12 protein-coding genes are annotated in these 13,353 nt (G+C 74.3%); 5 read left to right on the top strand and 7 right to left on the bottom strand.

From position 1 onward, the window contains the following. Positions 1-825, bottom strand: a complete 825-nt coding sequence (locus tag JNK12_02500; protein MBL8774768.1) for an SDR family oxidoreductase — start codon at positions 823-825, stop codon at positions 1-3. A gap of 47 nt (positions 826-872) precedes the next feature. Here JNK12_02500 and JNK12_02495 point away from each other — a divergent pair, with 47 nt between their 5' ends. Together JNK12_02495 and JNK12_02490 are read left to right on the top strand one after the other, a co-directional pair. After that, positions 873-1,646, top strand: coding sequence for an SDR family oxidoreductase (locus JNK12_02495; protein ID MBL8774767.1), 774 nt, complete (start codon positions 873-875; stop codon positions 1,644-1,646). A gap of 53 nt (positions 1,647-1,699) precedes the next feature. Beyond that, on the top strand, positions 1,700-2,761 hold the full coding sequence (locus JNK12_02490) for a hypothetical protein (GenBank protein MBL8774766.1): 1,062 nt from the start codon (positions 1,700-1,702) through the stop codon (positions 2,759-2,761). Between the two features lie 18 nt (positions 2,762-2,779). Here JNK12_02490 and JNK12_02485 read toward each other — a convergent pair whose 3' ends face one another. From JNK12_02485 to JNK12_02475, 3 genes are all read right to left on the bottom strand, one after another. Next, complete coding sequence (locus JNK12_02485; GenBank protein ID MBL8774765.1) at positions 2,780-3,280, bottom strand: hypothetical protein; 501 nt, start codon at positions 3,278-3,280, stop codon at positions 2,780-2,782. A 61-nt stretch (positions 3,281-3,341) separates the two neighbouring features. Then, the gene (locus tag JNK12_02480; GenBank protein MBL8774764.1) at positions 3,342-4,703 is read right to left on the bottom strand and encodes an amidohydrolase family protein; all 1,362 of its coding nucleotides are present in this window, start codon (positions 4,701-4,703) and stop codon (positions 3,342-3,344) included. Then, positions 4,700-6,148 carry a CoA transferase gene (locus JNK12_02475; GenBank protein MBL8774763.1) on the bottom strand — a complete coding sequence of 483 codons (1,449 nt, stop codon included), beginning with the start codon at positions 6,146-6,148 and terminating at the stop codon, positions 4,700-4,702. Before JNK12_02475 ends, JNK12_02480 begins: the two co-directional genes overlap by 4 nt. Positions 6,149-6,384: 236 nt before the next feature. On the opposite strand from JNK12_02475, the gene JNK12_02470 reads away from it, so the two are divergent. The 3 genes from JNK12_02470 (at position 6,385) to JNK12_02460 (ending at position 8,724) form a co-directional block, all read left to right on the top strand. Continuing rightward, positions 6,385-7,320, top strand: a complete 936-nt coding sequence (locus JNK12_02470) for an enoyl-CoA hydratase/isomerase family protein (protein ID MBL8774762.1) — start codon at positions 6,385-6,387, stop codon at positions 7,318-7,320. Positions 7,321-7,353: 33 nt separating this feature from the next. Next, positions 7,354-7,569, top strand: coding sequence for an antitoxin (locus tag JNK12_02465; protein ID MBL8774761.1), 216 nt, complete (start codon positions 7,354-7,356; stop codon positions 7,567-7,569). A 93-nt stretch (positions 7,570-7,662) separates the two neighbouring features. Continuing rightward, positions 7,663-8,724: an alpha/beta hydrolase fold domain-containing protein gene (locus JNK12_02460; protein ID MBL8774760.1), complete on the top strand. Its 1,062-nt coding sequence runs from the start codon at positions 7,663-7,665 to the stop codon at positions 8,722-8,724. Positions 8,725-8,729: 5 nt separating this feature from the next. Here JNK12_02460 and JNK12_02455 read toward each other — a convergent pair whose 3' ends face one another. From JNK12_02455 to JNK12_02445, 3 genes are all read right to left on the bottom strand, one after another. Further along, positions 8,730-9,974 carry a hypothetical protein gene (locus JNK12_02455; GenBank protein ID MBL8774759.1) on the bottom strand — a complete coding sequence of 415 codons (1,245 nt, stop codon included), beginning with the start codon at positions 9,972-9,974 and terminating at the stop codon, positions 8,730-8,732. Continuing rightward, complete coding sequence (locus JNK12_02450; GenBank protein MBL8774758.1) at positions 9,971-12,385, bottom strand: CoA transferase; 2,415 nt, start codon at positions 12,383-12,385, stop codon at positions 9,971-9,973. The genes JNK12_02455 and JNK12_02450 overlap by 4 nt, the downstream gene beginning before the upstream one ends. A gap of 70 nt (positions 12,386-12,455) precedes the next feature. After that, positions 12,456-13,334: an SDR family NAD(P)-dependent oxidoreductase gene (locus JNK12_02445; protein ID MBL8774757.1), complete on the bottom strand. Its 879-nt coding sequence runs from the start codon at positions 13,332-13,334 to the stop codon at positions 12,456-12,458. Positions 13,335-13,353: the final 19 nt, after the last annotated feature.

Here is a 13,353-nt window from a genome sequence, read left to right as displayed (position 1 = left end):
TCACTCGTCCCCGGCCGCCTGGGCACGGGCGTCGCGGTACCACTCGGCCGAGCCGGTGAGATAGCCGGTCAGGTCGTTCGCCTTGACCAGCGCCACGTCGCCGAACCACTCGGGGACGTAGCGCTCGAGGTCGCCCGTGGCGAGCTGGTCGACGACGACGTCGACGACGGCGGACGTCGGCAGCGCCTCGACCTCGGCGAGCATCGCGTCGTTGTCGGGCAGATGGAAGAGGTCCGTGTCGATCACGCCGGGGTTCAGCAGGTGCACCGAGACGGGAGTGTCCCAGAGCTCGACCGCGAGGGACTCCGACCACGCGGTGACGGCCGCCTTCGAGGCCGCGTAGGCGGCCTCGCCGGGCGGGCTGAGGCGAGCCGCCACCGACGACACGTTGAGGATCTGGCCCCGGCCGCGCTCGAGCATCCGGGGCAGGAGGGCGGTGGTGAGGCGCACCGGCGAGAGGAAGTTGATGGCCAGCACCTGGTCGAGCTCGGCGTCGGTCGTGGCCTCGACCCGCCGACGCTTCGGGATGCCGGCGTTGTTGACGAGGAGGTCGATGCCGCCCAGTTCGTCGTCCGCCCGCCGGGCGAAGTCGCCGACCGCGTCGAGGTCGCTCAGGTCCATCGTCCACGCACGGCTGTCCGGGGCGTGGGCACGACAGCGCCCGAGCACCTCGTCCAGACGGTCGGCGCGCCGGGCGCAGATGCCCACGGTGGCTCCCCTGGCGGCGAATCCCTCGGCCAGTGCCGCGCCGATGCCGGCGGAGGCGCCGGTGACCAGCGCGGTGCGGCCGGTCAGCGGTCGATCGTTCCCGTCGTCGTCCCCCACGGAGCTCCCCCTCTTGGTGGCGTCGGGCCGATGCTACGTTCCGGCGCGTGACCGTCACGCCAGAGGGGGCCCGACTGGACGGCCGGGTGGCCATCGTCACCGGCGCCGCCGCCGGGATCGGCGAGGCGACGGCGCTCGCGCTGGCGGCCTTCGGGGCCGACGTCGCCGTCTGCGACCGCGACGCCGACGGGCTGGCCGACACGGCCACCGCCCTGGCCGCCACGGGCTGTCGGGTGGTGTCGGAGGTGCTCGACGTCCGCCACGACGAGGCGGCCCACGCCTTCGTGGCCCGGGTGGCCGCCGAGCTCGGTCGGGTCGACATCCTGGTCAACAACGCCGGCGGGGGCTTCGCCGCGCCGTTCCTCGACGTCAGCACCAAGGGCCAGGACGCCCTCATCCGGGAGAACTTCTCGAGCGCGGCGTCGTTCATCCGTGCCACCGCGCCCCACCTCGGGACAGGGTCCGCCATCGTGAACGTCACCTCGATCGAGGCGCACCGGGCCGGCCCCGGCTACGCCGTCTACTCCGCGATGAAGGCGGCGCTGGCCAACCTCACCAAGAGCCTCGCCCTCGAGCTGGGCGATCGGGGCATCCGGGTCAACTGCGTCGCTCCCGACGTGATCCCCACGCCGGGGATCGGCCCGATGCCGGTGCGCACCCCACTGTTGCGTCCCGGCCACGTCGACGACGTGGCCGCGGCCATCGTGTTCCTGTCGGGCGACCACGCCGGCTTCATCACGGGTTCGACCGTGCACGTCGACGGGGGCAACCACGCCGCCGGCGGCTGGCACCGCACCGAGAGCGGGCACTTCTCGACCTGACCCTGGGCGGGGCAGAGGTGGTCGGCGACGGGCAGTCACTAGTGTCCCGCCCCATGGATGACCCCCGCATCGAGGCCGGACGCCTCGAGGACTCCACCCGTTGGCTGCTCGTCGTGCTCGTCGGCGCCTGCGTGCTCGCCGCCGGCGTGCTCGCCGTGTCGGACGTCGCCGGCCTCGTCGGCCGGCGCTGGCAGGTGGTCGGCGCCGCGTCGGCGACGCTCACGGTCCTCGCCCTGGTGGTGGGCCTGCTGGCCGTCCTGCGGGCCATGGGTCCCGGCGGAGACGACGAGCCCCCCGCCGGGGCTGTCTCGGAGAGTCCGGCTGCGGCCGACCCGCCGGCGCTGAGTTCCCCGGCGGGCGAGACCACAGCCGCTGACATCGACATCGCCGTCACAGCCGACGACGGGGAGGTGGACCCGGAGGATCAGGGGCCGAGCACGAGCACGGACGCCGAGGAGGCCGCCGTGACGGTCGACCCGGGGCCTGAGCCGCTGGTGCTGCCCCCCTCGGCCCCGGGCTCCGAGGCCCGTCGGGCCCACCGGGCGGCGGTGCGGCGCTACCACCGCGCCCGCTCGATCGTCACCGTGTCCGTCGTCCTCGCCGTTCTCGGCATGGCGGGCATGGCCACGGCTGCCGTCGTCGACGGCAACAACGTGGAGGACCGGGCCCGCCGGCAGCTGGAGGCGCAGCTCACCGCAGAGGAGGACGGGCCCATCACCGAGCCACAGGCCGTCGCAGTGCAGCTCACGACGCCGGGCCTGCGCCGCGTCGCCGAGGCCATGGGGTGCACCGGCTCGGCCATCGGGGCCCGTCCCGTGCAGGGGTGGGCGGTCTCGGGTACGTACCGCAACCCCACCGTGGTGCTGTTCGCCCCGGTGCCGGCGTGCGACAACATCGAGATCGCGCTCGCCCCCCGTGACGGGTTCGTCTACCCCACGCTGCAGACGCCGACGAGTGCCGCCCGTCCGGCCGCGGCCACGCCGACGACCGCGGCAGGCGCCGGCCAGGGTGCCGGCGGTGGGCAGGGCCAGGGGCAAGGCCAGGCGGCCGCCACGCCGGCGCAGGCCGCGCCCGCACAGGCGGCGCCGGCACCGCCGACGAGCGCGCCCGGCTGAGCCGGTGCGCCGCCGCGGTCAGAGCCGGGGCAGCAGCTCGGTGAGCAGGGTGTGGATCTCCGCCGCACAGGCCACGTACACGTGCTCGTCGCCCCCGGCGGGATCGTCGACGTCGTCGTCCTCCCCGGGCTCGTAGGCGGCCAGATCGAGGCGCGCGAGGCGCTCGGCCAGCGGGTCGGGCCCTGCTGGCAGAGCCCGCACCAGGTGCTTGAGGGTCGCGGTGCGGTCGGCGACCTCGGGGTGCTCGCGGCGCAGGTAGCGGACGTGCTCGACGGCCATCGCCAGGACGAGGTCGGTACGGGGCAGGTCGGCCGGTCGGAGTTGGGCGCTGCGGTGGTGGTTGGCCTCGAGGCCGAGCGCGGCGAGAGCGTCGCGTGTCCGCCAGCTCATGGGCTGCCCGTCGATGACATGGGTGCCCGCCGTGATGACCTCGAGGTCGGGGTCGGCCGCCGCGAGGATGGCGCCGGCCATCACCGACCGCGCTGCGTTGCCGGTGCAGAGGGTGATGATGGTCGTCAAGGGGGCTCCCAGGGGGTGGAATGAGGGCTGCGGCGAGGTGGGGCGAGGGGCGTCGGGCTGGTCAGCCCCCGGCGATGAGGGCCCCCGCCACGATCGTGGCGGCCACGTAGTCTGCCGTGAGCCGCCGCCGTGCCTCGACCCAGGGCACCGCGAGGAGGCACAGGTCGGCCGGCGCACCGGGCGCCACCCGCCTCGACGGGCCGCCGGGATCGTCGGCGGGGCCCGTGAAGAGGGCGACGGCCTGCTCCGGTGTGAGGCTCTCGTCCGGGCCCAGCACGGCCCCGGCGGCGGTGCGCCGGTCGATGGCGGCCTGCATGGCGAGCCACGGGTCCGCGGGCCCGAAGGGGGCGTCGCTGCCGGCGGCGAGGCGTACCCCCGCATCGATCAAGCCTCGGCACCGGTAGAGCCACGGCTGGTCCTCCGCGTCGACCTCGTCCAGGTACCGGTCGCCGCTGGAGCGCACGAAGGCGGGTTGGGTCACGACGGTCACCCCGATCCGGGCCATCCAGGACGCGAGCTCGGGCGGCGCCACCGACGCGTGCTCGATGCGGTCGCCGGGGTGGGCGCCGGCGGCGTCGAGCGCGGCCAGGGCCAGCACCACCGTGGCCCGGCTGGCGGCGTGGATGGCGACGGGCCGGTCGGCCGCGTGGGTGGCGACGACGGTGGCGATGAGGTCGTCGAGCGCGGGGAGGTCGTGCTCGGCCAGGATCACCTTGCGGGGGGCGTCGGTCAGGTCGTCCTCGCCGAGCACGTGCACGTCGAAGGGCACGGTGCCGTCGGCCCTCCGCTCGGCGAACCAGGTGGCCGACCGCCGGTCATTGTCGGCAGTGGCGTCGGTGACGCCGGTGATCCCCTGCGCCGCCAGGCGCCCGGCGACGGCAGCCAGCGTGGCGCGCTCTTCCGCGGGGTCGTGCTCGTCGAGCCCGCGGAACCGGTCGTCGGCGTCGTACAGGTGGCCGTCGAGCCGCGCCGCGTCGGGCACGTCGGCCAGACGGTCCAGTGCCGGGGAGTTGACCACCCACAGGTGGCCGGATCGGTGCTGGATGCGGAGGGGGTGACGCGGGGCCAGGTCGTCCAGCCGGGCGCGGTCCACCGGGCCCACGATGCGTTCGTCGTACCCCACTCCCCGGATCCATCGGCCGGCGGGGAGCGTGGCGGCGGCGGCGGTGAGCGCGGCTGCGAACGCCTCGGGGCCGTCGACCTCGGGTGGCCCGCAGGCGACCGATCGGTGCCGTGCCGCCATCGAACGCAGGTGGAGGTGATGATCGTGGAGGCCGGGGAGCAGGGCCCCGCCCCGTCCGTCGAGGACGTCGTGCCCGGGATGCGTGGCGACGAGCCGAGGGCCCACCGCCGCGATGCGGGCGCCGTCGACGACGACGTCCTGACCGGCCCGGCCCTCGACCTCGACGTCGTGGATGATCAACGCGGTGCCGTCCCGGCTCGGAGCAGCTCGTGGTTGGCCTCGCCGAGCTCGGGCGCGGTGCCCGCCCGCCGCCGGGGCGTTCCCACAGCCGGAACAGGCCCCGGCTGGGCGTCGCCCACGACGTGGTTGACGACCTCCCGCAATGAGAGGTCGATGGACGCAGGCCGACCCACCAGCACGGCCAGCGCGACGGCGGCGGCGTGCAGGCCGGCGAGTGGATCGGCGACGGCGTCCCCGTAGAAGGTCGGCGCCGCCGGCGTACCCGCGGCCAGGCCGCCGGCGACCGCGGCGTCGTCGCCGAAGCCGGACCACTGCCGCCACGGCCCCGTGGCCCCGTAGGCGGTGAGGGTGAGCCATCGGGGGTGTCGGAAGATGCCGAGCTGGTCGAGGGCGCGCGGGCGCGACGCCTCGAGCACGAGGTCGGCGCCGTCGAGCAGCGCCTGCAGGCGGGACACGGCGTCGGGGTCGGGAAGGTCGAGGGCGACGCTGCGCTTCCCGGCGTTGAGCAGGTCGAAGAACGCCGGCGAGCCCGACCGGGCCCCGTCCGGGCGCCCGGAGCTCTCCACCTTGACCACCTCGGCGCCGGCGTCGACCAGGAGCGAGGCCGCCAGCGGGCCGGCCCAGAGCGACGACAGGTCGACCACCCGTGCGCCGGCCAGCGGTCGTGGCCGGAGCCGGGTGTGCGCCAACGCGCCGAGTGACCCCGAGCCCGAGCCCGAGCCCGAGCCCGAGCCCGTCACGACCCGGGGAGGGGCGGACGCCGGGGGTCGGCCATCGAGGAGGAACGGCGTCATCGGGAAGCGCTGGTGGCGGGCCGTGGCCTGCGCGTCCGTGGCGGCCTCCCTCGGGGTGACCACCTCGGCGACGGCCAGGCCGAGCGCTTGGCCAGAGGACACCACCTCCTCTGCGGCACGTTCCGAGACGACGGCCCCGATCGCGACCCAGGGGTCGGCCCCGCCCTCGAACGGGCATCCGAGCCACGCCGGGAGCAGGTCGAGGTCGGACGGGCGGGGGAGGTTGACCGCCACCCAGCCGTCGACCGCCCGCACCATGCGCCCCGCCCCGCCCGCGGTCGTCCCACCCGCGGGGGGAAGGCCCAGCAACCGGGCCCGCTCGGCGGCGAGGCCGGGCCCGTCCACCGTCACCCGGCGACCGCCGAGGTCGCTCAGCAGTTCGACCACGGCAGCTGCGGCGCGGAGGCCGTCGATCACGGCGCCCTCGGTGGAGTCGTCGACGTGGACGGTCCCGGGCGCGGCCTGGTGCTGCGGCCCGTCGCCCGTACGGGCGCCGTTCGCGATCTCCCCGTGGTGAGCGATGGTGGCGGTCGTCGCCGGGTCCGGGGCGATCACGACCTCGGCCCCCAGCAGGCCGAGCAGGGCACCGGCGCGGTCGGCCACGGGGCCGGTGCCCGTCTGGAGGAAGCGGAAGTCCCGCAGCGGCGCCACGGCGTCCATGGTGGCGCGTGGCGCCGCCGCCGGCACCCTGGGCGGCCGACCGTATGATCGGCCGCCATGGGGGAGCTCGACGTCGGCGCATGGGCCGGCGTGGAGGGGATGCGCCTCGCGGTGCCACGGCGCCCGATGGAGCGCTGACGGCGGTGTCGACGCCAGCGGTCCGACGGTGCTCGGTCGACGAAGCACTCGCGCTCTTGTCCGCGCCGGACGCCGCGGAAGAGTGTTCGGTGGCCCATGGCTGCGTCGCCCTGGTGGTGGAAGGTGGCGCCGACGAATGGCCCGATGATGAGCTGACCCCTCGGCAGCGCCGGAACCTCGAGTGGCTGCCCTGCGTGACGGTGGCGCCGGCGGAGGGCCCCATCTGGCGACGCTTCGACGTCGTGGCGCAGCCGACCGGCACCGAGCACCTGGCTGGGTCGGAAGAGCTCGTCGCCGCGGTCCTCGCCCGACCGGAGGCGGCCACCGCGCTCGTCCGCCTCGTCCGGGCCGCCCGCCGCTCGGACCCCGAGACCGCGCTCTGGGCCGAGTCGGTGACCTACGGCCTCCTCCAGGCCGGCGCCGAGTTCGCCGCCTGGCGGTCGTCGGCGCCGGCGGCGACTCCCGGGGCCCCGGGGCGGGTCGACGTCGCCCGCACACCGGCCGGCGCCGCCGTCACCCTCGTCCGACCCGAGCGCCACAACGCCCTCGACGTGTCGCTGCGTGATGCCCTCGTCGACGCGCTCCGCGGCCTGGCCCTGGACGACGGGCCGATCACCCTGCGGGGAGCGGGCCGGTCCTTCTGCAGCGGCGGCGATCTCGCCGAGTTCGGGACCTTCCCCGACCCGGTGCAAGCCCACCTGATCCGGTCGACGCGACTGCCGGCCCGTGCGGTCGCCGACGTGCGCCACCGCCTGACCGCCGAGGTGCACGGCGCCTGCGTCGGGGCGGGAGTCGAGCTCGCCGCCTTCGCCGACCGGGTGGTCGCCGCACCGGGAACGACCTTCCGGCTTCCCGAGGTGGCCATGGGGCTGGTGCCGGGCTCGGGAGGGACGTGGAGCGTCAGCCGGCGGATCGGGGCGCAGCGCACCAATTGGCTCGCGCTCACGAGCGCCACCATCGACGCCGGCGTGGCGGCGCGCTGGGGGTTGGTGGACGAGGTGTCCGACGGCATTCTGGCGGGGTAGGGAACCACCACCCGACGACCCCAGGAGGCAGCCATGGGTTTCATGGACACCCTGAAGAAGACCGCGGCGCAGGCCACCGAGATGGCCGGCGACCTGGCCGACCAGCACGGCGACAAGGTGAAGGGCGCCATCGACAAGGCCGCCACCACCGCTGATTCCCAGACCAAGGGAAAGTACGCCGGCAAGATCGACACCGGCGCCGGCAAGGCCAAGGAGGCCATCGACAAGCTGGGCAAGAAGGGCAAGTAGCGCTTCGTCCGCCCCGGCCGCCGTCGCTCCCACGAGGCCGGTGACGGGCGACGACTGCCCACCCCGGCGGGGCGCCTTCTAGCCTGTCGCTCCATGGTCATGGGCCGACGTGAGGACGTGGCGACCGCGCCGGCGCCGATCGCGGCATTCGCGGTGGCCGGTCTGGCCGAGCAGATGGTGCTGGCGGTGTGCAGCGTGCCGTTCCGGGCGCCGTGGCGGGGCGCGCACAGCCTCTCCGACAACATCGGCATCAGCGTGACCCGTCAGGTCATGCGCACCTTCATGGGCTACTCGACCTCGCTGCCGACCGAGGAGTTCCGGTCGATCGAGGTGCTCATCGACGATCTGTGCCGGGTGGTGATGCCGCCGGCGGCCAAGGCGCTCGACGTGACCATGGATCGCACGGAGGTCGCTGGGGTCCCGGGGCTCTGGTACCACCCGGACAACGGAACCGAGCGGTCGGCACGGGGCACGGTGCTCTACCTGCACGGCGGAGGTTACGTGGGGACCTGTCCCACCATGTACGCGGCCTTCAACGCCTACCTCGCCCGCTCGTCGGGCTGTTCGGTGTTCACCCCCGACTACCGCCTCGCCCCGGAGTTCCCCTTCCCGGCGGGGCTGCTCGACGCCGCGGCCGTGCTCGAGTCACTGCTCGAGGACGGCCTCGAGCCGAGTCGGTTCGTTCTCGCCGGCGACTCTGGTGGGGGCGGGCTCGCCCTGTCGCTGCTCAACGACGTGCGCACCGAGCACCTCCCCGACCCCGCCGGCCTGGTCCTGTTCTCACCCGAGGTCGGTCTGCGTTTCGCCGACGCCTCGGTGAGCGAGAACGCCGGCAAGGACATCCTCCCGTGGAACATCCCGTCGTCGCCCTACCTCCACGGCGTGGACCCGCTGGACCCGCGGGTGGACCCGATGAGCGACGACGTGTCCGACTACCCGCCGACCTACGTCGCCTTCGGCGACGACGAGATGTTCCGGGACTCGATCCGGACCTTCGTCGACAAGCTCGACGAGGCGGGCGTGGCCACGACGTCATTCGAGGAGCCCGGCATGTTCCACGTGTTCCCGTTCCTCATGCCGTGGGCCGACGCCAGCCGTCGCGTCTTCGCCGACGTCGGCCGCTTCATCGTGGACTGTCTCCCGCCCGATCCCTGATCGGATCAGAGCGAGCAGGGGTCGACGCCCTTCTCCGCCAGCACCCGGGCCACGGACTCGTTCACCCGGGCCTCGGGCAGGGTGCCGTCGCCGACGGCCGCCTCCAGGGCGTCGATGGCGTCGGCCGGGTTGGCGATGGTGACGAACAAGGCCACGTCCGCTCCCGCGGCGATGGACTGCACCGCGGCCGACTCGGGCGGGATGGTGCCGGCGATGGCGCCCATGCTCAGCGAGTCGCTGAAGGCCAGCCCCTCGAAGCCGAGCTCGTCGCGGAGCAGGTCGTAGGCCTCAGGCGAGATGCTGGCCGGGGTGGTCCCGCTGAGGCCCGGGACGTTGAGGTGGCCGACCATCACCGCGACCGGCGCATCGGCCGCCAGCGCGTCGAACGGCAGCAGGTCCCGGGTCCGGAGCGACTCGATCGGCGGCGTGCCGACCGGGCCGTCGTGGGTGTCGGCCTCGCCCGAACCGTGGCCGGGGAAGTGCTTGAGCACCGGGAGGAGCCCGGCAGCCTGCATGGCGTCCACGTAGACCTGCCCGTAGGCGGTGACCGTCGCGGGATCGTCGGAGAACGTGCGATCCCCCAGGGGGCCGCCGCCGCCCGGGGCGGCCACGTCCACCACGGGCGCGAAGACCACGTCGAAGCCGAGGTCGGCCACCGCCTGGAAGTGAGGCCCGACGATGGCGCTCGCAGCGGGTCCGTCCTGGCCGGTCGCCATCGACCGTTCGGAGGGGATCGAGCCCAGGAGGTCGCGCAGGTGCTGTACCTCGCCGCCCTCCTCGTCCACGGCGACGAGGGGTGCGATGGCGCTGGTGGCCTTCACCGCAGCGATGCCCTCGGCCAGGCCCGTCGTGGTCGGGCGCTGCACGAGCACGGTGCCCACGCCGAGGTCGGCGGCCCGCTGGGCCTCGGAGGCGAGCGCGCCGCCGTCGATGGCGATGCCCACCAGCTGCGCCACCCGCTGGCGCACGGGGAGGGCGGCGATGCAGGCGGCCACCGGGTCGATGGTCGTGCTCGTGGTGGTCGGCGCCGCCGTGGTGGTCGGGCCACGCTCGGAGGTGGCGGTCGCCGCCTCGGATCCGCCGGGACGGTCGGCGCCGCTGCCGCAACTCGAGGCCACGAGGGCGACGGCGGCGAGCACCACCGCAGCGGCGCCGATGCGGGCTCCCTCCTTCCGTTCTGGGTACTCCCCTGTGTCGTGGGCGCGACGGGGGAGTACCCGGAAGGGGTCGTGGAGGCGGCGGCGGGTCACAGGCCCGCCGGGCGGTCGCCGGTGATGCCCTCGGCCCGCAGGCGGGCGAGCTCGTCGTCGCCGAGGCCAAGCCGGGTGCGCAACACCTCGTCGGTGTGCTGGCCGAGGGTGGGCGGCGGCGTGCGCAACCAGCCGCGGGACGGCCCGGCGACGTGGTCCGCCTCGTGCCGGCGGTAGCGGAAGGGCAGGGAGGGGAGGCCGTGACGGCCGGTGACGGGGTGGTCGAGCACCTCGAAGAAGGCGCGGGCCTGGTGCTGCTCGGTGGTGTCGATGGCCGCAGGGTGCACGAGCACGGCGGCAGGGACGCCGGCGGAGAGGAGGGCGGTCACCGCGTCCTCGACCGGCCGCTCGGCGCACCAGAAGGCCAGCGCCTCGTTGCCGGGTTCGCCCTGGACGTCGGTGGCGGCGAGCAGGTCGGCGAGCGCCTCACGGTGCGCGTCGGTCGCCGCCGCGACCGCCAACCACTGCCCTTCGGCGCAGGGGTAGACGCCCTGGGGGTCGGCCATCGGGCTCTGGTTGCCGTGGCGGCCGAGCAGGCGGCCGTAGGCGCTCTGCTCCACCACGGGCTCTGCGGCGATGTTGAGGGCGGCTTCGGCGAGCGTGGCCTCGACCAGCATCCCCGTGCCCGTACGGTCGCGCTCGTCCAGGGCGGCGAGCAGGGCGAAGACCGCGTGCTGGCCTGCGAGAGGATCCACGGCGCCACGGGGGAGCACCGGGGGGCCGTCGGGGTAGCCCGTGACCGCGGCCATGCCCGTCAGCTGCTCCATGGTCTGGGCGAAGCCGGTGCGGTCCCGCCACGGGCCGTCGAGGCCGAACGCCGGCATGCGCAGCATCACCGCTCGGGGGGCGGCGGCGTGGACCGTCTCCCAGGCGAGGCCGAAGTTCTCCATCACCCGGGGCGAGAAGTTCTCGACCACCACGTCGGCGTCGGCGATGAGGCGCAGTACCAGCTCGAGGCCTTCGGGGCGGTTCAGATCGAGGGTGACCGACCGCTTGTTGGCGTTGGCGCCGTGGAAGACGAACCCCCATTCCCACCACTGGTCCACCGAGGCGGGCTTGGCGGAGGTGAAGCGCATGCCGTCGGGTCGCTGGATCGACTCGACCTTGACCACGTCGGCGCCCAGCGCCGCCAGCAACTGGGTGGCGGAGGGGCCGGCCCAGAACGCGGTGAAGTCGACGATCCGGACGCCATCGAGGGGCAAGGGGGCGTGAGGCGCAGCGACGGGCCCCGAGGTGGAGGCGACAGCATCCGGATTCCGGACGCGCTCGCCTCCACCTTCGGTTTCGGGTTGGGCTTCGGGAGCTCCCGCGGGAGGCCGGACGGGCCAGGTCACCGCGCCGGTGTGTTCGCCGAGGGCCGGCGCCGGTCGGAACGCCGGCGGCGCCAGGTCGCCGATCCGGTAGGGGATCCGGGGCTGGGTGAAGCCGTGCGGGCCCTCGACGAAGCTCCCCCGGCTCACGAACTGCTCGTGCCCGACGACGGTCGCGCCGTCGAGGACGGGTGCGACGGGGATGCGCAGCGCCGAGGCCCGCTCGATGATCTCGTCGGTCGTGTGCTGCGCGGTCCACGGCCGGACGTAGCCGAGGAACTCGTCCATGCGCCGGGCCCGCAGCGTGGCGTTGGCCAGTGCATCGTCGGCCAGCAGCTCGGCGTGGTCGATCAGGACGAGGAAGTCCTCGAACTGCTGGCGGGCGATCGTGCAGAAGCCCACGAAGCCGTCGGACGTCGGCTCGATGGACGGCAGCTCGATGGTGGGGGTGGGAGCGTCGGGCGGCGGCGACCCCGTGAACTCGAAGAACAGGGTGGTGAAGGTGTTCATGGTCACCGACATGGCTTCGAACATCGAGATGTCCACGTGCTCGCCGCGCCCGGTGTCACGGGCGAGGCGCCAGGCAGCGGCACCGGCGACGGCGGCGTAGGCGCCGGCCACCCACTCGCCGATGCGCCCGCCGGCGGCGACCGGCGGGCGGTCGGGGGTGCCCCGGCTGGCGATCGAGCCGCACCAGGCCTGGAGGGTGAATTCCGTCGCGGGGCGGTGCGCCCACGGGCCGTCGGCGCCGAAGGGCGAGATCGACACCACCACGAGGGCGGGGTTGGCCGCATGGAGGGCGTCGACGTCCACGACGCCTGGTGTGTCGTCCTCGATCAGGACGTCGGCGCCCCGCACCAGGGCGGAGACAGTCGGATCGTCCAAGGCCCCCACCACCGAGCGTTTCGACGTGTTGAGGTAGCGGAAGAGGGCGCCGTCCTCGTCGCCGAGGTCGGCCCCGGTGGCGGACCACCGCCGGAGGGGATCGCCCGTGGCGCCCTCGACCTTGACCACGTCGGCGCCGGCGTCGGCCAGCAGCTTGGTGGCGTAGGGCCCGGCGATGCCGGAGCTCAGGTCGAGGACGCGCAGGTCCGTGAACACGTCGTCCTGTCTACCGCCTGGCCCGGCCCCATGGGGCGGGCCGGCGAGCGTGGAGGACGGGAGTGACCGATCAGCCGGGGACGGCCATGGGCGGCACGCCGGGACCCTTGTCGCCGAAGAGGTCGCCGCTCGAGGCCACCAACTCGTCGATGCTCCAGCGGTCGCCCTTCGAGATGCTGGCCTCGATGGCGGGCGGGCGGAACAGGTGCACGTCGCCGCCGATGACGATGAAGACCTGACCGCTCACGTCGGCGGCGGCGTCGCTCGCCAGCCACGCCACGATGGACGAGACGTTCTCGGGGGCGAAGCGGTCGAAGGCGCTCTCGCCCTCGGGGGCCTTGAAGAACTCGATGTCCTCGGTCATGCGGGTGCGGGCCCGGGGGGCGATGGCGTTGGCGGTGACCCCGAAGCGGCCGTACTCGCGGGCGAACACCAGGGTGAGGCCGACGATGCCGGCCTTGGAGGCGGCGTAGTTGGCCTGGCCGGCGCTGCCGAACAGGCCCGCCTCGGACGAGGTGTTGATGATGCGCCGACCGACGGTGGCGCCGGCCTTGGCCTGGTTCCGCCAGTAGACGCCGGCGTGGCGGGAAACGGTGAAGTGGCCCTTCAGGTGGACGTCGACGACGGCATCCCAGTCGCTCTCGTCCATGTTGAAGCTCATCTTGTCGCGGAGGATGCCGGCGTTGTTGACCACGATGTGGAGGTCGCCGAAGCGCTCGACGGTGTCGGCCACGAGGGCCTCCGTGGCCTCCCAGTCGCTGACACTGGCGTGGTTGGCGAGGGCCTGGCCGCCGGCGGCCTCGATCTCGGCGACGACGGCCTCCGCCTCGTCCCCGAGGTCGTTGACCACGACCGTGGCGCCCTCGGCGGCCATCGTGAGGCTGTGGGCGCGGCCGAGGCCGCGGCCGGCGCCGGTGACGATGGCGACCTTCCCGTCGAGTGCTCCCATGGTGATCGATCCTCGCTGT

It is taken from the genome of Acidimicrobiales bacterium (assembly GCA_016794585.1).
GTDB lineage: Bacteria > Actinomycetota > Acidimicrobiia > Acidimicrobiales > DATDAH01 > JAEUJM01.
The sequence above is the reverse complement of the archived record's forward strand: the minus strand, read 5'-3'. Positions and strand labels throughout refer to the sequence as shown.

What these genes read in the sequence shown, in the direction of transcription:
- JNK12_02465 (MBL8774761.1), top strand. Translation starts at nt 7,354, where the DNA reads ATGGGTTTCATGGACACCCTGAAGAAGACCGCGGCGCAGGCCACCGAG.
- JNK12_02460 (MBL8774760.1), top strand. Translation starts at nt 7,663, where the DNA reads ATGGTCATGGGCCGACGTGAGGACGTGGCGACCGCGCCGGCGCCGATC.
- JNK12_02490 (MBL8774766.1), top strand. Translation starts at nt 1,700, where the DNA reads ATGGATGACCCCCGCATCGAGGCCGGACGCCTCGAGGACTCCACCCGT.
- JNK12_02445 (MBL8774757.1), bottom strand. Translation starts at nt 13,334, where the DNA reads ATGGGAGCACTCGACGGGAAGGTCGCCATCGTCACCGGCGCCGGCCGC.